20 protein-coding genes are annotated in these 20,947 nt (G+C 44.3%); 8 read left to right on the forward strand and 12 right to left on the reverse strand.

The annotated features are described in order from the left end of the window. The first annotated feature begins 8 nt into the window (after positions 1-8). Positions 9-2,081 (forward strand): methionine--tRNA ligase, encoded by a 2,073-nt coding sequence (metG, locus tag B9T34_RS07975; protein WP_086212628.1) that lies wholly within the window; start codon positions 9-11, stop codon positions 2,079-2,081. Positions 2,082-2,146: 65 nt separating this feature from the next. Here the strand turns inward: metG and B9T34_RS07980 are convergent, their stop codons facing one another. Beyond that, entirely contained in the window at positions 2,147-3,214 is a 1,068-nt protein-coding gene (locus B9T34_RS07980) for a hypothetical protein (protein WP_086212629.1), read from the reverse strand. Positions 3,215-3,643: 429 nt separating this feature from the next. Then, the gene (locus tag B9T34_RS19215) at positions 3,644-3,757 is read right to left on the reverse strand and encodes a hypothetical protein (RefSeq protein WP_086212630.1); all 114 of its coding nucleotides are present in this window, start codon (positions 3,755-3,757) and stop codon (positions 3,644-3,646) included. Between the two features lie 261 nt (positions 3,758-4,018). Between B9T34_RS19215 and B9T34_RS07990 the strand changes: the two genes are divergently transcribed. Further along, positions 4,019-5,005, forward strand: a complete 987-nt coding sequence (locus B9T34_RS07990; RefSeq protein WP_086212631.1) for an MBL fold metallo-hydrolase — start codon at positions 4,019-4,021, stop codon at positions 5,003-5,005. A 136-nt stretch (positions 5,006-5,141) separates the two neighbouring features. Here B9T34_RS07990 and B9T34_RS07995 read toward each other — a convergent pair whose 3' ends face one another. Together B9T34_RS07995 and B9T34_RS08000 are read right to left on the reverse strand one after the other, a co-directional pair. Continuing rightward, a complete protein-coding gene (locus B9T34_RS07995; RefSeq protein ID WP_086212632.1) occupies positions 5,142-6,236 on the reverse strand; it encodes a DUF6670 family protein in 1,095 nt (364 codons plus the stop codon). A gap of 138 nt (positions 6,237-6,374) precedes the next feature. Further along, complete coding sequence (locus tag B9T34_RS08000) at positions 6,375-6,998, reverse strand: LysE family translocator (RefSeq protein WP_086212633.1); 624 nt, start codon at positions 6,996-6,998, stop codon at positions 6,375-6,377. Positions 6,999-7,168: 170 nt separating this feature from the next. On the opposite strand from B9T34_RS08000, the gene B9T34_RS08005 reads away from it, so the two are divergent. Then, the gene (locus B9T34_RS08005; protein WP_086212774.1) at positions 7,169-7,624 is read left to right on the forward strand and encodes a DIP1984 family protein; all 456 of its coding nucleotides are present in this window, start codon (positions 7,169-7,171) and stop codon (positions 7,622-7,624) included. 275 nt (positions 7,625-7,899) lie between these two features. On the opposite strand, the gene B9T34_RS08010 is transcribed toward B9T34_RS08005, so the two are convergent. Further along, on the reverse strand, positions 7,900-8,091 hold the full coding sequence (locus B9T34_RS08010; protein ID WP_086212634.1) for an NF038215 family lipoprotein: 192 nt from the start codon (positions 8,089-8,091) through the stop codon (positions 7,900-7,902). 268 nt (positions 8,092-8,359) lie between these two features. Here B9T34_RS08010 and B9T34_RS08015 point away from each other — a divergent pair, with 268 nt between their 5' ends. From B9T34_RS08015 to B9T34_RS08035, 5 genes are all read left to right on the forward strand, one after another. Continuing rightward, positions 8,360-8,908: a TetR/AcrR family transcriptional regulator gene (locus B9T34_RS08015; protein ID WP_086212635.1), complete on the forward strand. Its 549-nt coding sequence runs from the start codon at positions 8,360-8,362 to the stop codon at positions 8,906-8,908. A 12-nt stretch (positions 8,909-8,920) separates the two neighbouring features. After that, on the forward strand, positions 8,921-10,573 hold the full coding sequence (locus B9T34_RS08020; RefSeq protein WP_086212636.1) for an MFS transporter: 1,653 nt from the start codon (positions 8,921-8,923) through the stop codon (positions 10,571-10,573). Between the two features lie 75 nt (positions 10,574-10,648). Then, on the forward strand, positions 10,649-11,797 hold the full coding sequence (locus tag B9T34_RS08025; RefSeq protein WP_086212637.1) for an HlyD family secretion protein: 1,149 nt from the start codon (positions 10,649-10,651) through the stop codon (positions 11,795-11,797). 73 nt (positions 11,798-11,870) lie between these two features. Beyond that, positions 11,871-12,767 carry a 1-aminocyclopropane-1-carboxylate deaminase/D-cysteine desulfhydrase gene (locus tag B9T34_RS08030; protein WP_086212638.1) on the forward strand — a complete coding sequence of 299 codons (897 nt, stop codon included), beginning with the start codon at positions 11,871-11,873 and terminating at the stop codon, positions 12,765-12,767. A gap of 88 nt (positions 12,768-12,855) precedes the next feature. Then, entirely contained in the window at positions 12,856-14,055 is a 1,200-nt protein-coding gene (locus tag B9T34_RS08035) for an NAD(P)/FAD-dependent oxidoreductase (protein WP_086212639.1), read from the forward strand. A gap of 189 nt (positions 14,056-14,244) precedes the next feature. On the opposite strand, the gene B9T34_RS18875 is transcribed toward B9T34_RS08035, so the two are convergent. The 7 genes from B9T34_RS18875 to eat all read right to left on the reverse strand — a co-directional run bounded on the left by B9T34_RS18875 (position 14,245) and on the right by eat (position 20,920). Further along, a complete protein-coding gene (locus B9T34_RS18875; RefSeq protein ID WP_171265148.1) occupies positions 14,245-14,409 on the reverse strand; it encodes a hypothetical protein in 165 nt (54 codons plus the stop codon). Positions 14,410-14,554: 145 nt separating this feature from the next. Further along, positions 14,555-14,728, reverse strand: a complete 174-nt coding sequence (locus B9T34_RS18880) for a hypothetical protein (protein WP_171265151.1) — start codon at positions 14,726-14,728, stop codon at positions 14,555-14,557. Between the two features lie 65 nt (positions 14,729-14,793). Further along, positions 14,794-16,533 carry a mechanosensitive ion channel gene (locus B9T34_RS08045; RefSeq protein WP_086212641.1) on the reverse strand — a complete coding sequence of 580 codons (1,740 nt, stop codon included), beginning with the start codon at positions 16,531-16,533 and terminating at the stop codon, positions 14,794-14,796. A gap of 250 nt (positions 16,534-16,783) precedes the next feature. Next, positions 16,784-17,059 carry a hypothetical protein gene (locus B9T34_RS08050; RefSeq protein WP_086212642.1) on the reverse strand — a complete coding sequence of 92 codons (276 nt, stop codon included), beginning with the start codon at positions 17,057-17,059 and terminating at the stop codon, positions 16,784-16,786. Between the two features lie 163 nt (positions 17,060-17,222). Next, positions 17,223-18,041 carry an ethanolamine ammonia-lyase subunit EutC gene (eutC, locus tag B9T34_RS08055; protein WP_086212775.1) on the reverse strand — a complete coding sequence of 273 codons (819 nt, stop codon included), beginning with the start codon at positions 18,039-18,041 and terminating at the stop codon, positions 17,223-17,225. 15 nt (positions 18,042-18,056) lie between these two features. Continuing rightward, positions 18,057-19,442 carry an ethanolamine ammonia-lyase subunit EutB gene (locus tag B9T34_RS08060; RefSeq protein WP_086212643.1) on the reverse strand — a complete coding sequence of 462 codons (1,386 nt, stop codon included), beginning with the start codon at positions 19,440-19,442 and terminating at the stop codon, positions 18,057-18,059. A 38-nt stretch (positions 19,443-19,480) separates the two neighbouring features. Continuing rightward, positions 19,481-20,920, reverse strand: a complete 1,440-nt coding sequence (gene eat, locus B9T34_RS08065) for an ethanolamine permease (protein WP_086212644.1) — start codon at positions 20,918-20,920, stop codon at positions 19,481-19,483. Between the last annotated feature and the right edge of the window lie 27 nt (positions 20,921-20,947).

The raw sequence follows: 20,947 nt of genomic DNA on the forward strand, positions 1-20,947 counted from the left end.
TTCTATCCGTGCGTAATATTTTAGTCACTAACGCCCTTCCATACGCTAATGGCCCGATCCATATGGGTCATTTACTTGGTTATATCCAAGCAGATATTTGGGTTCGTGCCATGCGTGCAATGGGTCATGATGTGACTTATGTCTGCGCGGACGACGCTCACGGCACAGCGATTATGCTGCGCGCGCAAGCCAACGGCATTTCTCCAGAAGAACAAATTGCCAATGTGCAAAAAGAGCACATCCGTGATTTTGAAGGTTTTGGCGTGCATTTCGATCATTACGATTCGACCAATAGCGAAGAAAATAAAAATCGCTCGTCTGAAATTTACATCAAAAACCGTGAAGCGGGCAATATTGCCGTGCGTCCTGTGACTCAATTATTTGACCCAGAAAAAGGTATGTTCCTGTCTGACCGTTTTATTAAAGGCACATGCCCTAAATGTAAAGCGGAAGATCAGTACGGCGACTCGTGTGAAGTGTGCGGCACAACCTATAACGCCACTGAACTGCTGAATCCTAAATCGACGTTAAGCGGCGCAGCACCTGTAGAGAAATCTTCAGACCACTACTTTTTTAAACTGCCGAACTTTGCAGAATACCTGCAAAAATGGACACGTGATGAAGGCCGTCTGCCTGTATCTATTGCGAACAAGCTGGATGAATGGTTCGACAATGGCTTAAACGATTGGGACATTTCACGCGATGCGCCTTATTTCGGCTTTGAGATTCCAGATGCGCCAAACAAATATTTCTATGTTTGGGTAGATGCGCCAATTGGCTACATGTCGAGCTTTGAAAACTATATTAAGACCAAACGTCCTGAACTCAGCTTTGAGGAATATTGGAAAAAAGATTCTAAAAATGAGGTGTATCACTTCATTGGCAAAGACATCGTGTATTTCCACGCGCTGTTCTGGCCTGCAATGCTGGAAGGCGCAAACTACCGCACTCCATCAGGTTTATTCGTAAATGGTTTCTTGACTGTTAATGGTCAGAAGATGTCGAAATCCCGCGGTACGTTCATTAAAGCGGAAACGTATTTAGAGCATTTAAACCCTGAATATTTGCGTTACTACTTCGCGTCTAAACTTTCGGACAAAGTTGAAGATTCGGACTTGAACCTTGATGATTTCGTTCAGAAAGTAAACTCTGACTTAGTGGGTAAAGTAGTCAACATTGCCAGCCGCTGTGCAAAATTCATCAATACCAAATTTGACAATAAATTGTCTGCAACTTGTGCAGAGCCTGAGTTAGTTCAAAGCTTTATTGATGCAGGCGCGTCAATCGCTGCGCAATACGAGTCACGTGAGTTCTCTGCAGCCATTCGTGAAATTATGGCGCTGGCGGACAAAGCTAACCAATACATTGATGAGAAAAAGCCTTGGGCTTTAGCGAAAATTGAAGGTGAAGAACAGCAAGTACATGACGTATGTTCTGTCGGTATTAACTTGTTCCGTCAATTGGCTGTGTATCTTGCGCCTGTACTTCCTACACTGGCAGATCAAGTTCAAGCCTTCTTGCAATTGGATGCGTTTGACTTTGCTTCACGTGAAACAATTCTTGTGGGTCATGAAATTGCATTGTTCCAACCGCTTATGCAGCGTGTAGATCCGAAAGCTGTGGCGGCTATGGTGGATGCGTCTAAAGATTCTTTAGCTGCGCCTGCGGAAGCGCCTAAAGTTGAAAAGAAAAAAGAGAAGAAAGCTGCTGAGAAAAAGCCTGAGCCTAAAGTCGGTGAAGCTGCTCTTAACACAAGCACTATCGGTATCGAAGACTTTATGAAAGTTGACCTGCGTGTGGCTGAAGTTTTAGAAGCAGCTCACGTAGAAGGTTCTGAAAAACTTCTTCAATTGACTTTAAATGTCGGCGAAGCTGAACCACGCAACGTGTTTAGCGGTATCCGTGAGTTCTATGAGCCCGAAGACCTTAAAGGTAAATTGGTGGTGATGGTGGCTAACCTTGCACCACGTAAGATGCGTTTTGGTATTTCTAACGGTATGGTTTTAGCTGCGGGTAATGGCGAAGGTGTTTGGGTGATTTCACCTGAATCAGGTGCTAAAGCTGGTGATAAAGTGTCTTAAAATTTAGATCTGAGATAAGAAAAAGCCTCTACGATGTAGGGCTTTTTCTTTTAAAATAAATAAGTTTACGGATTCGTATTAATCTGAATATTTACAACTTGTGTAGCTATACTTAAATATTCATAGGCTACTCTAACTTTTAAAGAAAAGTTTTTATCTCTTGTAAATAAATAGTCACAAAAACAAGCATAGGAAGCATGCGACATATCGCTAAACGAAGCAATAAATCTTTTTTCTTTTTTATGTATACCTTCATCTTGATAGTATCCGATCATATTTAACATCGTATAAATTTGATTAACTTTTTGAAAAACATAAAAATCACTTTCAAGATTAAATCTTTTCTTTAATTGAAAAAAATCATCTAACTCAAGATTATCTAATTCAATATTATTTTGTTGCAACATTTCCCATATTTGAATTAAAACATTAGGAAATTCAATTTTCTTTAGATTATTAAGATCAATTTTCAATGAATCTCTAAAGTTCCTATGTGCTGATTGATCTTTATTAACATCCTCTAAATGTTGTATTGATAATTGAACAAATGATTCATATTCTTTTTGTTGCATTCTAAGTTTAGGAATTTCAACTTTATACTTTTCTATTTCAGATAAAATATATTCATCTTTATCCTCACAACTTTCTAGAAAATTTAGAGAACTCTCTAAAAATATCAATAAATTATTTAAATTATTAATTTGCTCATTTTCAAGTTTTTTAAAATCCTTAATTCCACCAAATATTGCAAATAAATTATTTCTCAAAGGATGCACAAACTGATTTAAATAATTATTTTCTACATATTGGTTAAAATGTATTAAAGGCTCTTCCCAAGACCTAAAAATAGTATTGGTTACTTCGCCATTCTCAGTTATTAAAGTAATAAAATGAGCATTCAACTCTTTAAGTACATCTAAAAAGGCTAAACCATAAACACTACTTTTCCCATTAATAACTGATCGATATATTTCTTCGAGAGTAGTAGGAGAATAAACAACTTGAACTTCATTTTTCAAAAAATTGAATAACTCAGAGTCTTTTTTTAACAAACACTGTGGCTCTGTAAATAAATCTAAAATATTCTGATCTAAATAAGCTAAAGGTTTTCCTAAGTATTCTAGTTCGCTCATACGCCGCTCTTTTTCATTAATTCTTAGTAAGTAAACTAAAAATTATTAAACAATATATTAAAAACATCATATGTATTTAAATTTTATAAACTTTTTATAGATATCCAGCTAAGTTGCTTTCAAAAACTCTCCCTAGCCCTCTCTTAAAAGGAGAGGGAAATTCTTTGTGAATTCTAAGACAGTATTCAATCAAATGACTTGCGACATGGATGTCGCCCGTTCGTTAGGGGCACATGGACGAGTCCTCTAACGAACAAAGGGGTTTTGTTACTTTTGCCCCGACAAAAGTAAGGCTAATTTTCCTCAAATATCAAAATACCCTCACCCAAACCTTCTCCCATAGGGAGAGGGAGTTTCTAACAAACTTTAAAACGTATACATCAACCACCCACAAAAAAGCCCCTAACACTAGAGGCTTTTTAGTACATTTTAAGCGAGTACAAATTCCCAAATCACATAACCAACTCCAAAACCGAGTAAGGAATATGCTACGAGAATAAAATAGACAAAACTCGCTTTGTTTTTCTTTTTCCAGAAACTCATACTGCCACCTAAATATACAGATTTGCACCATGTTAGCGCGTATAAAATAAAAAGTAAAACCAGCTAAATATTTATTTAACAACAACTTTTAAATAAAAAACATCCTTTTTAAAACATAAAAGTCAATATACAGATTGGCACTATTTTTCTAATACAGATACTGACCTCTAAATTTCAGACAAAACATCCTACCGTCATAATTTCAAATTCACATAAATCTATGCTAAAAATTAAACAACTTCAGAACATACAAGAACCGCAATGAATACTTTAAACAAGGCGCTCTTCGGCGCTGTACTTGCTGCAAATACCTTGCTTTTAAATCAGTTCAGCCATGCACTGGAGCCAGTATCTATTCCGCAGCAAAAGCAGGTTGCGGGCTATTACAATTATCAGTTTGGCAATACCCAAATTACCGCCCTGCTCGACGGCACAAACTATTTAAATAAAGCTTTATTTAAAGGACTGCCTGAATCAGAAATTGACGCCATTTTAAAAAAATACTATGCCGATCAGGCCAAAGGCGTACAAACCTCAGTCAATGCTTTTTTAATTAATACAGGCAGCCAGTTGCTGATGGTCGATAGCGGCGCAGCCAGCTGCAACGGACCTAATTTTGGCTCGATCTATAGCAATCTCAAAGCTGCGGGCTATCAGCCTGAACAAGTCAATGAAATCTTTTTGACGCACCTGCATTCAGACCATGTGTGCGGCATCTCCAGCAATGGCGCGGCAAACTACCCAAATGCGACGCTGCACATTGCCAAAACTGAATATGATTATTGGCTCAGCCCGAAAACGTTAGAAAAAATCCCTAAAGACAATCAGGCTAAATTTTTAGGCACTGTGGCAAAAATTAAAGCCGCGCTTGCACCTTATGAACAAGCGAAAAAGATCAAAGTATTTTCAGATAAATCACTGTCTTTTGGCGGCATAGAATACAAACCGTCTTTTGGGCATACCCCAGGTCATTACAGCTTTAAATTCAAACAAGGCGATCAAGAAGCAGTGTTTATTGGCGACATTGTGCATTCACACAGCATTCAGTTTGACCGTCCGGAAACAGCCATCGACTTTGATACCGACCCTGCGGCAGCCGTGCAAACCCGCTTAAAGCATTTTGCAGAATATGCGAAAGCAGGCCAGCTGATTGCCGCGCCGCACTTGCCATTTCCGGGTATTGGGCATATTTATTCAAAGGATGGAAAAAGCTATCAGTGGATCCCAGTGCATTTTAAAGATCAGTAGCATGTGGTTGATTTTATAATGCTAAAAAAGCTGCTGTAAAAAATGATGCGACAGATCAGCACACTACTCTGCTGAAAGCTCCGCATTGGAAGCCTATAGTGTTTTTCCAATGTGGAGCTTATCTTTCAACGGTGTGTTATCTCCGATCAATATATTCCAAATACCCTCTTCCCTCAGCCTTTTGCTGCTTAAACTCACCTGACCATTGATAAGAACTGACATAGCCTGCCCCCAAACCATAACAATACGGCGTATCCACAACCGCCAAAATATCCAGCACTTTTTCACCCTCATGATGCACCAGCCAGCGGAACGATTGCGGTACTTCCATTACATAGCCGTCAGGCGTCATTAAAGGTTCAGTTTTTAACGCTGCCACTTCAAAATCAGCCCGTTCATACTGGATCGATGTACCATTGATATGACGGTACGAAACTGCCGTATATACGGGTTGTCCTAAAGCGCCCACAAATGCCAAGACCAGCTGTTCTTGATCATTCAGGTTAATGACCTGATAACTGAATGAAGTCAGAGGCAATGCTAAATTTGTTGTTAAAAACCGCTTAGGCAACATGCTTAACGAAATCGCTTTCCAATGCTCAAGCGTGCATAAGCCAGAAACCTCAACTGCTTTATCTTGCTGGCGAATGGTTCCGCTATAGCGCATTAACACACTAAAGTGCTGGTAAAACCGGCTGTGCGCAAACCATGTCAATGCATCTGTCGGGGTTAAGGTTAAATCTGCTTTTAAATCATCTAATTGTGATACCAGCCGATATGCCCCGTCTTGCTCATATAAAGAGGATTCTTCAGCGAAATCGATGCGAAATGGAGAATGCTGAAACTTTAATTGCTTCTGAATATTGAAAATTCGATAGGCTTCTTGATCATCTGACAAGGCAGTGCCATGCACTAAAGTGGCTGTATTTTCTAATGCCAATGCGGTTAATTTAGAAGAGACTTTGGTGATCTTGGCCCCGACATCGCCAATGATTGATGCATAAGATAAATACCGATAGGGTTCCGGCAAATCTGGAATCATCACGCCATAGTGCGTGCTTGCAAACTGCCTGTTAAACACATGCGCATCAAAATCATAGTCGCGCGGAAGTCTGGCCTGCTGCTCTGGACGCACAGCGCCCAATACAGGCGTTAAAACTTGCCCAAGCTGATAATTGAAGATTTTACGGAAGGTATTTTGCTGCGGTTTACTTTTTAATAATGAAAGCATATATGACTCTAAGGGAGATAGATGCTTCCACGTTACTGAGTTGCGCCGCGGTTGTTCATAGCCAATGAGGTCTGGCCAATGTGTTTTGGGGTCATAGCCGTAAAATTGTCGGACAATTTACCCGCTGCAGCACAGCCCTTATTTCATACCAAAAATCAACTTTAAGCCCAGCACGGTCATGACTGCACCTGCTGCGCGGTCAAATACAGCTTTAAATTTTAAATATACACGGCGCGGTTTTTCTGCAGACAGCGCCACGGCCACCAGAGAGCACCAGCCTGCATCAATAAAGAAGCATAAAATAGGCAATACAAAATAGAAGTAAGTTGGAATTTCTTTTGGCAGTAATGCTGTAAAAATACTGGCCAAAATAATCGCAATTTTAGGATTAGACAGCTGGGTGATTAATCCTGTTGTAAATGCACGGCGCAATGACATTTGTGAGGACGTATTCTGACCATCATCAATCGGCTCTTTGGCATGCTTAATAATTTTAAAGGCCAAATACAGCAAATACAGTCCGCCGCAAATTTTCAAAGCCAAATATGCTGACGGCACAGCCAGTAAAAAAGCCTGCAAGCCCAATACAGCCAATAAGCCGAAAATAGCGGCCCCTGTTCCTGTACCTAAAGCGGTAAACAGCCCATGCTGACGTGAAATTGCAATTGAATTTTTGGCTACATAAATTGATGTCGGCCCAGGACTCATTGCGCCCAGCATTAAAGCAAAAGCGATAGAGCCCAAAATCCAAAATGATTCCACATCAGCACCTGTAAATATTAATTTCGGGGCAATTTTACAAGCATCATCACCAAATATCTCCCTATTTTTCACAGCACTTTCACAAAAACACCGAATTATTCACTGTAAATTTATTGATTGACCAACAATTCCATTGCATGATGATGCAAAAGCAGTAAATGATAGAAAAAATGAAACTTGCAGAAGCGCTCCTGCTGCGCAGTGATATGCAAACCAAGCTTGCATCATTGCAGCAGCGCATCAACAGTAATATTTTAGTTCAGGAAGGCGATGCACCCAGTGAAGCCCCCAATCTGCTGATTGAGGAAGCCAGCGCTGTGAATACTGAACTGCATGATTTGATTCAGCGGATACATGCAACCAATGCAGAAGCGCAAACAGCTAGCGGTAAAAAACTGTTAACGCTGATTATTGAACGCGATGCATTAACGAGCCAGCACTGTATTTTGCAGCAGGCCATAGACCATTCACGGCGTGAAAATGGCCGCTACAGTTCTAGTGAAATCCGCTGGGTCAAAACCATTACCGTTAGTGATTTGCAAAAGCTGGCCGATGACATCAGCAAGCAGCTGCGTCAGAATAATTTAGAGATTCAAGCCTCAAATTGGCAGGTCGATTTAATTTAAAAATTTGGTTTGCACAGCGATCCATTTCAGTTAGGGCATATTGGGCGAGTGCAAGGCCTTTTCCGCGTTTGTAAGGCTTTAATTCAACAAACGCTTGCAGGAAGCAAAGCGTCTGCTTCAAATTTTTACATCTCTGACGCAGCACAACGCATCGCTTACTTCTTACTTGTCACACCGCACTACCATGCACTGACAATATGCCCACCCTATTCAACACCTTTTATCAGCTCGCTTATCTAAAGCTGCGTAAACAAGGACTGTTCGCGTTAAGCACTTTAGTCACGCTGAATTTGCTCTGCCAAAATCATTTGATTCTTGGGCATTTTGTAATCCTGATCAGATGCAGGCATGCCGCCAATAATCATGGTACGCACTTCTGTTTTCGGCTTGTTTAAGTCTTCCTTTGCATCACAGCCTGCCACACCCAGCAGCAGGCAAGCCATTATGGCTGCGGATAAAATCTTCATCCTATCCCCTCCATGTTTATCCTTATTTCTTTCAGCATAGCACTGCTGTATAAATTTTCACCTTAAATTTCATGTCTGCATATTTATTTTTCGCACAGTCAATTTCCTTTAAATTTAATTTATATTTTTTAAATAGTTAAATTGGTTTTAAGACAGGTTTACTGCAGCCAAATCTTCAGCGTTACAAAAAAGCACAATGCAGAATATTTACAACGGACATTTTTGTCCGTTAAATACAGCATATTCTCCAGCTTAAAATTAGAACGCTATGTCACTTCGCCAAGAACGCGCCGCGCAAAACCGTGAAGAACTGCTGGCCGCGGCCATCAATATTTTCCGCAGCCAAGGCATCAATGCGCCGCTGCAGCTGATTATTGATGAAGCAAAAGTCGGACGGGCGACCTTTTACCGCAATTTTGCAGACCGCCGTGAACTGGTTTTAGCATTGATGGAACAAGCGCTCGACCGCTTGGAAAACCGCGCGCGCAATCATGCGCAATATGAAGATGGCTTTATCCGCCTGATTCAGGACCATATTCACAACATTCCCTATCTTACTGCCTTAATGGAATATTGGCGGGTGATTGCACGCGATGATCCTGCAATGGTTCAGATTTATCAGCGCCGCGATCAGATTTTGCAGCCGCTGATTGATACCGCCATTGCCAATGGCACTTGCCGCAGTGATTTCAGCCCGCGTGACTACACCATGGTGACTTCTATCTTGCGGGCTGCACTGCAAGGCTACACCGATGCAGATCAGGAAAAACTGGCGGCACGCGCAGTCGATTTACTCCTGAATGGTATCCGCCCTTAACTGGTATAGATCATGGCTCAAGAACCGCGTCTGCTGGAACCCGCACCAGACTGGACTCCAGAGGAAAAACCAACCCTGCCGGGTTCACCTGCCGCGATTGCTCACCCGACCTATAAGCGGTATTTATACTTTATTATTGGCCTGTTTGTCGCCATTTCCGGCAGCCTGAGCAACGGCTTTATCACGGCCAATCTGCCGCTGATTCAAGGTGAATATGGCCTGACGCCTTCTGAAGCGGCGTGGATTCCTGCCGCCTATGTTATGGCCAATGTCAGTTCCAATTTAATTTTGTTTAAAGCGCGCCAGCAATATGGGCTCAGGCTGTTTTCCGAAATCGGCCTCGTGGTGTTTATTGCGGTGATGGTGCTGCATCTCTATGTACATACCTTTGAAATGGCAGTATTTGTCCGTATTGTCAGCGGCTTAGTTGCCGCCCCGCTCAGCTCTTTGGGCATGTATTACATTATGCAGGCTTTCAGCCGAGCCAATTTTGGACGTGGCTTATATTTGGCGCTGGGCTTTCAGCAATTGGGCATTCCGCTGGCGTGGATAATGTCGCCTTATCTGGTCGATGTAAATGACTGGGGGCTGCTGTATACCTTTGAGCTGGGGCTGGCGCTGTGCTGTCTTGCCATGGTGGTGTCCTTAAAACTGCCGCGCAGCCTGCGCATTGAAGTATTTGAGTTTCAGGATATTTTTACCTTTATCCTGCTGGCGACCGGTTTTGCCTTCCTGTGCATTGTGCTGACCCAAGGGCCAATTCAATGGTGGCTGAATGCTGACTGGCTGGCTTATCTGCTGATTGGCGCACTGATTCTGATTACCGTGGGACTGACTTACGAACATTATCGAGTCAATCCGCTGATCATTACCCGCTGGCTGGGTACATCCTCGACAGTGCGCTTTGTTTTAGGCGCTTTCGCCATTCGCTTTTTAATGTCAGAGCAAAGCTATGCCGCGGTGAATTTTTTGAAAACAATGGGCATGGGGCCTGATCAGTTTGTGCATTTTTATCTGGTGATCTTCTTCGGCATTTTAAGCGGCACAATTTTCAGCGCGCTGACCTTTTCCCGTGAAAAAGCCGTATGGCATTTACTGGGCGCTGTAGCTTTGATTTTAATTGCTTGCGCACTGGATCATCATCTGACCAGTGACGTGCGCCCAGAAAACTTTTATGCCAGCCAATTCATCGTCGGTTTTGCCAGCGGCATGTTTATTGGCCCTCTGCTGCTGACTGGCATTATCAATGCATTGCAAAAAGGCCCCAATCATATGGTGACCTTTATTGTGCTGTTCTCTGCCAGCCAAACCTTTGGCGGCTTGATGGGTTCTTCATTCTTCTCAAGCTATCAGCAAATGCGCACGCAGCATTATCAGGCAGAAATTTTGGCAGACTTGCCGTCCACCAGCCCGCAAGTCACTCAGCGCCTGCAAAGCTATGCGCAAAGCAGCCAGCGCTATACGCTCGACCCAGCACTGGAGCAAAATCAGGCGCTGCGCAGCTTGAGCCAAGCCGTGACCAAAGAAGCGCAAGTCCGCGCTTATAACGACGTGATTTTTCTGAATCAGCTCTTTGCTGTGGTCTTGCTGTTTTGGGGATTGTTTGTCATTGGCATGAATCAATACCGCAGCTTTAAACAGCGGCTAATGCCGAATTCCAGCTAGCATCTTCCAGATCAATCTACTGTTATTTATTCATCACGAAGCTCCCATATCACACGATTATATTTAGAGAAGTCCATGTCAGAACAAGAAAAGCCGGCAGAAACAAATACCGTAGTGTCTAATACGGCGGCTGCACAGCCCGCAGCTGCGCCTGACCCAGCGCCTGCGCCATCGAGCAAATTGATTCCCACCAATAAGCGGGTGCTGGTGCTGATGTTTTTTGTACTGCTGATTGGTATCAGTCTGATTTTATGGGCTTGGAAAATCGGGCCTTTTCATTCTGCAGTGGAATCAACTGAAAACAGCTATGTAAAAGGCAAAACCACCATTTTGTCTTCACAGATCAATGGTTATGTCAAAGATGTGCTGGTCACAGACTTTGAAACCATGAAGCAAGGCCAGCCTTTGATGCATATAGACACAGCGACCTATGATCAAAAAGTCACACAGGCGCAATCTGGCATTGATCAGGCGGAAAACAATCTGGCCAATCAAACCCAAGCCATTCAGCAGCGCAAAGCCGACATAGCCGCAGCTGAGGCCAAAGCCGATCAGGCGCGGGCAGCTTATGAGTTATCTGTGACACAGCTGCAGCGTTATGCGCAGTTAGGCGACAGCGGCGCAGCCTCTAAAACCGAACAAGATAAAGCACGGGCCGATGTCAAAAACAACTTGGCTGTCGTTCATCAGGCAGAATCCAATATTCAAGTGGCAATGGAAGCATTAAAAACAGCACAAGTTGCGCAAACTGGTCTGAATGCGCAAGTGACCAGCGCCAAAGCGCAGCGTGATCAGGCCGTGACCACCAAGGACTACAGCGTGATTAAAGCCCCCATGGATGGACAGCTGGGTGAAGTGACACCGCGTGTAGGCCAATACGTGGCGGCAGGAACACAGCTGATGTACCTGATTCCTCAGCAGCGCTGGGTCACCGCCAACTTTAAAGAAACTCAAATTGCCAATATGCAGATTGGGCAAAAAGCGTGGTTTACAGTCGATGCCATGAACCATCAGCAATTCAGCGGCAAAGTTGAACGCATTTCCCCTGCGGCAGGTTCTGAGTTCAGCGTACTGAAAGCTGACAATACCACAGGCAACTTTACCAAAGTCGTGCAGCGTATTGCTGTGCGTATTGTCATCGACCCGAATCAAAAAGGCATGGAACGTTTGCGCCCAGGCATGTCCGTGGTGGCATCGGTAGACACTGCATCTAAACCTTACTGACAATAACAAAGACAAAAACGCGGTAAGAAGAATCCGCTACAATACAGCGGATTCTTTCGCCTGAATTGCCAATATGCCTAACTCAGACTCATTCAATGCTTTAGCCTTTGATGCACTTGCGCATGCAATTCCGTATCAAACGATAAATATGCATGGCGTTCAGCTCTGCATTAAACGTCTAGATTTGGTCCATCCGCGCATTTCTGGCAATAAATTTTTTAAGCTGAAATACAATCTGTTAAGCGCACAGCAACAAGGCTTTAAACGCGTACTGACCTTTGGCGGCGCCTATTCCAATCATATTGCCGCCACAGCTTATGCTACGCATCTATTCGGCCTGCAAAGTATCGGTATTATCCGCGGTGAAGAATTGGCGCATAAAGCGCTGAATCCAACCCTGCACACTGCGCAGGACTTTGGCATGCAGCTGCAGTTTGTCAGCCGTGAACAGTACAGGCAAAAACAGTCGGCAGATTTTATTCAGCAGCTGCAAGCCGAATTTCCAGACAGCTATATCATTCCTGAAGGCGGCACCAATTCACTGGCGATTCAAGGCTGCAAGGAAATTTTAACTGCAGACGATGTCAATAATTTTGATCTGATCTGCTGTGCAGCAGGTACTGGCGGCACAATTTCAGGGCTGATTGAAGCCAGCGCGGAAAATCAAAAAATTCTCGGATTTTCTGCCCTGAAAGGTGAATTTCTCGCGCAAGAGCTACAGCAATGGACTCAGCGCTCAAACTGGCATATCACCGATGAGTTTTGTTTTGGCGGCTATGCCAAAACCGCGCCTGAACTGATGCAGTTTATCCAGCGTTTTGAAAAGGACTACGGCTTTCCATTGGAGCACGTCTATACCGGCAAAATGCTATTTGGAGTTGAACAAATGATTCTGCGCGGTGAGATCAAAAAAACTCAAAGCGTTTTAGCGCTGCATACAGGCGGCCTGCAAGGAAAAATACAGCGCTGATTCGCGCGTCCATAGCCGGCACTTTCCCTGAAAATTGGTTCAAAACAGAGTATAATCCGCCTCTTTTCGTTCTCCCGCAGGCTGGCTCATGTCTAAAAATCTGTACGATGTCGTGGTAATCGGCGCTGGCGCATCTGGCTTGATGCTGGCTTATAAAGCAGCTCAGCGCGGGCGAAAAGTGCTGGTGGTGGAAAAAGCCAATAAAGTCGGCAAGAAAATTCTGATGTCCGGCGGCGGCAAATGCAACTTTACCAACCTCTATGTCGAGCCTGAAAACTATATCTCGCATAATCCGCATTTTGTGATTTCTGCCCTTTCACGCTATACCAATTGGGACTTCATTGGCATGGTCTGCGACTATGGCATTGCCTACGAAGAGCGCAAGCATGGGCAGCTGTTTACCCTAAATGGTGCAAAAGAGATTCTGTCCATGCTATTGGCAGAATGTGACAAAACGGCTTTGGTGGACATTAAAACCAGCTGTGAAGTGAAAGCTGTAAACACAGTAGAAGGTCAAGGTTTTCAAGTGGCGACCAATATTGGCTATTTTGAAGCTGAATCTGTAGTCATTGCATCGGGCGGGTTATCCATTCCAACTTTGGGCGGTTCTGCCATCGGTTATGACATTGCCAAACAGTTTGGTCACCATATTTATCCAACACGTGCAGGACTAGTGCCTTTTACCTTCTCTGACGGTTTTAAAGAAGTCACCACGCGCCTCAGCGGCAATGCGGTAGAAGCGACTTTGTCCAATGATTTAAACAGCTTTACTGAAGCGCTGCTGTTTACACACCGCGGCCTCAGCGGTCCAAGTTCGCTGCAACTGTCTAACTATTGGGACGTTGGTCAAAGCTTTAAAATTGATTTCCTGCCAAGTGTCGATTTAAATGATTTTCTGAAATCTAAAAAACAAAGCCAGCCTAAAGTCCTGCTGCGCACCTTACTGGCTGAGCATCTACCAAAAAGCGTCGTTCTTGAGCTGCAGAATCTGATTTGGGCTGAACAGGCAGATACAGCCATGGGCAACATCAGCGATGAAAAACTGGAAAATATTGCACAGCGCCTGTCTAGCTTTGAAGTTAAACCTTCTGGCACCGAAGGTTACCGCACCGCTGAGGTGACTTTGGGCGGTGTAGATACTGCTGAAGTTTCCTCTAAAACCATGGAAAGCAAAAAGCAGAAAGGCCTGTTCTTTGTTGGTGAAATTTTGGATGTAACGGGCCATTTAGGCGGATTCAATTTCCAATGGGCATGGGCATCTGCACATGCCGCGTCTGAATACGTCTAAGTTTCAGCTTTGCGGCAGCTAAAAAAATGCAACGCGTTTACCCCCTATACAATATTCTAAAGTGCAATAAAAAAGCGGCTGATTTCATATCAGCCGCTTTTTTTGTCTGTTTGATTGGGCTTGCAGCGCTTTTATTTACAGCTTCAGAAGCTGATGCTACAAATTGCGCTAATCAGGGGATGAAAATCATTATTCCAGATAATCAGTCTTAAATAATGTGATGCCTTTCGATGCCGCTAAACGGCTCATTGCCTGTTCCATTTTTGCCAGTGCCGCAGCCTGATGTGCTGTCTGCACAGACGATTGATTGTTTAAGTTTGCAATAAATTTATTCAGCATTTTGATTCCCCTCATGAGCCATTCCTTGACTAAACTTGTACTGATTACAGCACAGCTGTATTTCCATATTGTTAAAACTAAATTGCTCTATTTCGTTTATATTTTTATGAAATTAACTTAGCTTTGCATATATCAAAAAATACCAAATAAAGTTTATATTTCATACACTTTTTTTCTGATCTAGCGCGTCATTTTTCGGCGGCTGTTTATTTTGCTCTATTTCAGTGCGTGGATTAGCAGCAAATATATACTTATAGGCACTGACCAAAAAGCCAATGGTAATTCCTGCAATCACTACTGGGGCAAGCACTTTATTCGGCGCTTTCTTTGACATTTTTCACCTCTTGAAAATAAACAATCGACCACTTAGCGTGGCCGATTCTTTTCACATTGAACAGGTTATTGCGGGTCATTTTTTGGCGGCGTATGTATATCAATCCCCGCTTCTTTTTCACCCGTCGAACCAAATGGATTATTCGCAGGCTGCTGAGCAGGATCAACATCCAGCTGATCAGGCGTTGCAGTTTCTTTTTCCACTACACCTGGCGCTTCCTGACGCTGCACGCTGTAGCCTTCATCCAAATGGCTTGCTTCCGTGTCTGCGGCAGGCGCCGCGGATGCTGCAGAACCAAAACCTTGAGCACGCGCCTGATCTTTCACTGGATTTGGCTGACCGCCTTCTTTTTTAGCTTTATCAATCAAATCTGTCAGTACACGTTCTGCTGGCTGGCGACCACCTAGACCAAAGGCCAAAGCGAAAGCCACAGCCACAGCACCAAGTGTTAAACCAAAGGCCAAATTAACGATGGAATCGGCAATGCCCATTGCGCGCAGACCCATAGCCACCACCAAGCCCATTATCAGCACACGGACTAGATTGCCTAACCAGCGTGAGCTGTTGTATTCACCGCGCTGCACGACATTGGCCACAATGTTGGCCAGCCAGAAGCCGATGACCAAAATGACTGCACCCAGCAAAATGCTTGCGCCAAACTGAATAAACATGGCGATCAGGCCGCTGATTTGATCAAAGCCTAAACGGTTGGCCGCTTCAGAAACTGCAAACAGCATAGTAAAGAACACAATCAGGCAGCCGACAATATCTGACAGTTTTGTTGTGCCTAAAAAGCGCTGCACATCCAATTTTGCAGGCACATTGTCTACGCCTGTACCCGCGACAATTTCAGCCACCAATTTCGCTACAAAGCGCGAAACAATATAAGCCAAGATTAGAATCAGCCCAGCCGCAATAATATTTGGAATGGCAAACATGATTTCATGCAGCATCGCTGTCGCTGGCTGAGAAATCGCATCAATGCCAAGCGCCTCAAAAGCCACAATCAGTGCAGTAATAATAATCACTGCAAAGACAAATGAGCCCAGCAAATGCGGTAAATTGCCATTTTTAAACAGACCAATTTTTTCCGCCTGCGCCTGCAGATTCAAGCTGCCCACCAAGCCTTCAACAATACCGCGGACAATTTTCGCCAAAATATAGCCCACGAAAATAATCACACCCGCAATAAAGATATTAGGCAAGTACAAGACGGCTTCATTCACCATGTTCTGTACAGGATAAAGCAAACCATTCAGGCCAAGGATCGACAGCACGATCGGCAGAAACAGCAATAAAATGAGCCAATAGGCAATTTCACTGATATTTTCACTGATTGGACTGACACCGACTTCCGAACTGAGTTTTTCATCCAGCTGGGTTTTATTCAGCAGTTTTTGTGAGCCAACTCTGACTAAGTTTGCAATAATCCAGCCGATAAAGCCGACCGCTGCTGCAGCCAGCAATTGCGGGATAAATAATAGGAATTGCTGAACCATATTACTGAAAGGCCCGCTGACGCTGGTCAAATTCAGTACATTCAATGCACCAATCACGGCAATAATTAAGATGATCCAAAAAACGATGCGGGAAACAATGCTTTCAATATTTGAGCGGTGTCCTGTGGCGCTGGAGAGCTTCTGATTGGTGCCGAGTTTTTCCAGCAGTTTTTTAATCCCGCCTGCCACCAGCAACGCGATAATCCAGCCGATTAAAAGTATTGCGACTGCACTGAGAATAGGGTGAAACTGATCCCAGTAATACATGGCATCAAAACGCCCTAAACCTCCTTGATAATTATTCATTTTTTTACGCCCTCTTTGTTATTGATTGATGTATTTTCTGCAAGTTATGCTTCAAAACTATGCGCTTAAAACTCCGTTCTAGTAGGCATAGCGGACTTTTAAAAGATCTATGAATACCTTAAAATTTGAATATTTTTTAATCAATAACAAATGCAGAACTACAACAAAAGAGCACAATCCATTGCAAAAAAGCCCTAGCTTTTCAGTTAGGGCTTTTCATTAAGTCAAAATGCATGTCCGGTATATAGAACTAATGATCAGAGGCTGTTGCAGTATTGCTGTTTGTTGCCGCGGCATCATCATGAGCTGTCGCGGTTGCAGTATTGCTTTGCTCAGTCTGCGCTTGCGCTGCTGGACGTTCAGGAGCTGCCTCACTGTTTTCCGGTTTAATGCCTGCCGACATATAGATAATCAGCGCAATAAAGAAAATGCCGATGAGCACTAAAATATAGACGGGTATGCGTTTTTTCTGAGTCGTTTCATCCGAGCTTTCGGTATGGGGCGGTTTATTAAAATCATGAGTCATAATTTTCCCCTCAAGTTATTATCCATGTGCTGTTTTTTTATACTAACAACCACATCCCTCCAGAAGTGTGAAGAAGCATTACGGCGTGTGAAAACTTGTAAAAAAACTATGTATTTCAACTTAAGCTTACTCAGCCTATAAAACATTTTATCAACAGCTCAACTTAAAAGAGCTGCTTGGGCCTGTTTGGGGCCTGAACAATTGCTGCTATTTCATGTTCATCTTTTAAATTCACCCCAGAGTAGCCCAATTCTGCGGATTTTTTCATGAGTGCCACTAAGCGCTGCAGGGCCACTTGCGCAGATAAGCCTGCAGGACGCACATTAGATATGCAGTTGCGCATCGCATCATGGCAGCCTTTATGCGCTTGCCATGTATAGTAAATCCCCATGCTGTCGGGAGAACTCAGCCCTGGCCGCTCGCCAATCAGCATCACCAGCATTTTCGCATTCAGCAATTGTGCAATTTCATCGCCCAGCGCTACACGGCTGCCTGCTGCCAAAACGATGGGGGCAAGCGTCCAGCTCTGCGCTGTGCAGGCGGCATGCAGCTGCTGTATAAAATACGGCGCATTGTCTTCAATCGCGCGCGCAGACAAGCCATCTCCCGCCACAATCACAAGGTCATAAGCAGCAGGATGCTGCTGTGCATAATCTTGCAGCTGCTGCCGTGAAGCATCGGACAGCTCTCGGCCTAGGTCTGGCCGCTTCAAATACATATCTTTATCAACAGCACAGCTTTCGATTTGCAAAGTATCGTGCTGCAGCAGAGACAGCTGACTCTGCATTGCATCTAAGTCCAATTCCTTTAATACAGCATCTTTGGCTTGCGCATGCGCCAGCTGAAACTCAAGCGCTGGGCGTGTCGGCAGACTGCCACCTGCACGCCCCAATGCGATACGCGCATCAGTAAACTGCTTTAACTGCTCCCATGCATTGCCTGCATGCTGCGTTTTAAACTGTACATCCGGATGCAGCTTCATCATCTTCCGCTCCTGTTAAGACATCAGCAGTTTTGAAAATTTCTCTGGCACATTTGCAGGCCACTGCAGCACCTTTTCCTGCTGTTTTAAGATGCCCTGCTGTTCCAGCCAAGCGCCAAATTCAGGCGCGGGCTTTAAGCCTAACAGCTGGCGGATATACAGCGCATCATGAAAAGATGTGGTTTGATAATTCAGCATGACATCATCTGAACCGGGTATGCCCATCATAAAATTCAGTCCAGCATTGGCCAGTAAAGTCAGCAAGACATCCATATCGTCCTGATCCGCATCAGCATGATTGGTATAGCAAATATCACAGCCCATCGGCACACCCAAAAGCTTGCCGCAAAAATGGTCTTCCAGACCTGCACGGATAATCTGCTTGCCGTTATATAAATATTCTGGCCCAATAAAACCCACCACGGTATTGACCAAAAATGGATTAAATTTTCGCGCGACAGCATAAGCGCGGGCTTCCATGGTCTGCTGATCCACACCATGATGCGCATTGCTCGACAGCGCACTGCCTTGGCCTGTTTCAAAATACATCACATTCTGCCCCACTGTTCCGCGCTTCAGGCTTAAAGCAGCCTCATAGCCTTCCTGCAGCATAGCAAGGCTGATGCCGAAAGCGGTATTGGCGTCCTGAGAACCTGCAATAGACTGAAACATTAAATCGATCGGCACATTCTTATTCGCCAGCTGAATGCCTGAACTGACATGCGTCAATACGCAGGATTGCGTCGGAATTTCATATTCGTGGATGATGTAATCTAGAAGTTTGAGCAATTCAGTTAAATTCTGCAGGTTATCCGTCGCTGGATTAATGCCAATCACCGCATCACCATTGCCATACATCAGACCATCTAAAATACTGGCAGAGATTCCGAGCAGATCATCCGTAGGATGATTCGGCTGCAGACGTGTAGAGAGATGACCTTCCAAACCAATTGTGTTGCGGAACTGTGTGACTACACGGCATTTTTTCGCCACCAAAATCAAATCTTGATTGCGCATAATCTTACTGACTGCAGCCGTCATTTCGGGGGTAAGACCCGCCTGCAACATTTGCAGCTGTTCAGTGCTGGCCTCATCACTCAATAGCCAATTACGGAAGTCCCCCACTGTAAAATGGGAAATTGGATAAAAAGCTGCCGCATCATGCTCATCCATAATCAGCTGAGTGACTTCATCTTTTTCATAATCAATCAGCGCTTCATTTAAAAACTGTTTTAGGGGCACGTCCGCCAGACACATTTGCGCCGCCACGCGCTCTGTTGCATCACGCGCCGCAATGCCTGCCAGTTCATCACCTGTACGTGATGGGGTCGCTTTCGCCATCAGCGTTTTCAAATCTTGAAAAACATAATGCTGATTCGCCACATTGATTTGATACAGCATGCTTTTATCCTTTTTTTTGTATCAGGTTTAGCTTTGCCTTATTTCAATTCTTGCTCCGCATGCTGAATATTGGCAAATTCTTCTTCTGGCGTACCTGCCACCAAGTGATGGCGGCTGTACAGTAAAAAGTACAATATAAATACAGCATAAATAGCAGCCGCCATCAGCCATACTTTCGGATCAACTACAAAGCCCGCAACCACTGCAACCGCAGCCAAAATCAGCGCGATATATGCTGTCACGATGCCGCCTGGTGCTGTATACGGACGCGGTAAAGCCGCTTTTGAGGTTTTTAATTTAATATAAGACAGCATCATCAGTACGTAAGAAATGGTCGCACCGAACACTGCCATTAATATCAGCAAGTCGCCTTCTCCAGACAATGACATGAAAAAGCCAATAATGCCCGGGATGATAATCGCCAAATACGGCGCATGATTTTTATTGGTTAAAGACAATTTTTTAGGCAAATATCCTGCTCGGGACAAGGCAAAAATCTGCCGCGAATAGGCATAAATAATAGAGAAGAAACTGGCGATTAGACCTGCCAAACCGACAAAATTGACAAAGCCGGCCAGCCATGTATTGGCGCCATATACTGCTTTTAAAGCATCCACCAAAGGTGCTCCAGATGCTTTTAAAGCTTCTGCGCCTGCTGCGCCCGGTCCTAAAAATAAAATGCTCAGTGCAAAGAATGCCAAAATCAGCATGGAACCAATTAAACCGCGCGGCAAAGATTTGTGCGGCTCCTTAGCTTCTTCTGCAGCCAAAGGCACGCCTTCTACGGCTAAAAAGAACCAAATGGCATAAGGCACGGCAGCCCAAATACCGAGATAACCCATCGGTAAAAAGCTGCTGGCGCCTGCTGCATCCGATTTCACGGCAATATCAAATAAATTGGCACTGTTAAAGGCAGGCAGCATGGCAAAAATAAATACCATTAGAGCAATGGCCGCCACCGCAGTAATCCCAAACATAATTTTGAGGGCCTCACCTGCGCCTTTCAAATGAATGCCCATAAAGACCAGATAGCACACCAGATAAATAATCCAGCCGCCAAGGCCAAATAAGGATTCGCAATAAGCGCCAATGAAACAGGCAATCGCCGCAGGCGCGATGGCGTATTCAATTAAAATAGCTGTGCCCGTCAAATAACCGCCCATCGGGCCAAAAGCCGTGCGGGCAAAACTGTAGCCGCCGCCTGCTGTCGGCAGCATGGTCGACATTTCAGACATGCATAGGCACATACATAAATACATGAAGGCAACCGCGACAGTCGCTATAAACATGCCGCCCCATCCGCCTTGCGCCAAACCAAAATTCCAGCCGGCAAAGTCACCTGAAATGACATAAGCAACGCCTAGCCCGACCAGCAGCAGCCAGCCGACTGCGCCTTTCTTCAATTGCCTTTGCGCAAAATAATCCTCAGAAACGGTTTCTGCTGCGGGTATTGCAGCTGCGCTTTTTGCATCCGACATAAGCACCTCTATATTTTTTATGATTCG

The organism is Acinetobacter sp. ANC 3813, from assembly GCF_002135435.1.
Lineage (GTDB): Bacteria > Pseudomonadota > Gammaproteobacteria > Pseudomonadales > Moraxellaceae > Acinetobacter.

Excerpts from the sequence above, each read along its gene's own strand:
- B9T34_RS08045 (WP_086212641.1), bottom strand. The coding sequence starts at position 16,533 with ATGAATAATTATCAAGGAGGTTTAGGGCGTTTTGATGCCATGTATTAC.
- B9T34_RS08010 (WP_086212634.1), bottom strand. The coding sequence starts at position 8,091 with ATGAAGATTTTATCCGCAGCCATAATGGCTTGCCTGCTGCTGGGTGTG.
- B9T34_RS08020 (WP_086212636.1), top strand. The coding sequence starts at position 8,921 with ATGGCTCAAGAACCGCGTCTGCTGGAACCCGCACCAGACTGGACTCCA.
- B9T34_RS08005 (WP_086212774.1), top strand. The coding sequence starts at position 7,169 with ATGAAACTTGCAGAAGCGCTCCTGCTGCGCAGTGATATGCAAACCAAG.
- B9T34_RS08035 (WP_086212639.1), top strand. The coding sequence starts at position 12,856 with ATGTCTAAAAATCTGTACGATGTCGTGGTAATCGGCGCTGGCGCATCT.
- eutC (WP_086212775.1), bottom strand. The coding sequence starts at position 18,041 with ATGAAGCTGCATCCGGATGTACAGTTTAAAACGCAGCATGCAGGCAAT.
- B9T34_RS19215 (WP_086212630.1), bottom strand. The coding sequence starts at position 3,757 with ATGAGTTTCTGGAAAAAGAAAAACAAAGCGAGTTTTGTCTATTTTATT.
- B9T34_RS18875 (WP_171265148.1), bottom strand. The coding sequence starts at position 14,409 with ATGAGGGGAATCAAAATGCTGAATAAATTTATTGCAAACTTAAACAAT.
- B9T34_RS07995 (WP_086212632.1), bottom strand. The coding sequence starts at position 6,236 with ATGCTTTCATTATTAAAAAGTAAACCGCAGCAAAATACCTTCCGTAAA.
- B9T34_RS08015 (WP_086212635.1), top strand. The coding sequence starts at position 8,360 with ATGTCACTTCGCCAAGAACGCGCCGCGCAAAACCGTGAAGAACTGCTG.
- B9T34_RS18880 (WP_171265151.1), bottom strand. The coding sequence starts at position 14,728 with ATGTCAAAGAAAGCGCCGAATAAAGTGCTTGCCCCAGTAGTGATTGCA.
- B9T34_RS08050 (WP_086212642.1), bottom strand. The coding sequence starts at position 17,059 with ATGACTCATGATTTTAATAAACCGCCCCATACCGAAAGCTCGGATGAA.
- B9T34_RS07990 (WP_086212631.1), top strand. The coding sequence starts at position 4,019 with ATGAATACTTTAAACAAGGCGCTCTTCGGCGCTGTACTTGCTGCAAAT.
- B9T34_RS08030 (WP_086212638.1), top strand. The coding sequence starts at position 11,871 with ATGCCTAACTCAGACTCATTCAATGCTTTAGCCTTTGATGCACTTGCG.
- B9T34_RS07980 (WP_086212629.1), bottom strand. The coding sequence starts at position 3,214 with ATGAGCGAACTAGAATACTTAGGAAAACCTTTAGCTTATTTAGATCAG.
- B9T34_RS08025 (WP_086212637.1), top strand. The coding sequence starts at position 10,649 with ATGTCAGAACAAGAAAAGCCGGCAGAAACAAATACCGTAGTGTCTAAT.
- B9T34_RS08060 (WP_086212643.1), bottom strand. The coding sequence starts at position 19,442 with ATGCTGTATCAAATCAATGTGGCGAATCAGCATTATGTTTTTCAAGAT.
- eat (WP_086212644.1), bottom strand. The coding sequence starts at position 20,920 with ATGTCGGATGCAAAAAGCGCAGCTGCAATACCCGCAGCAGAAACCGTT.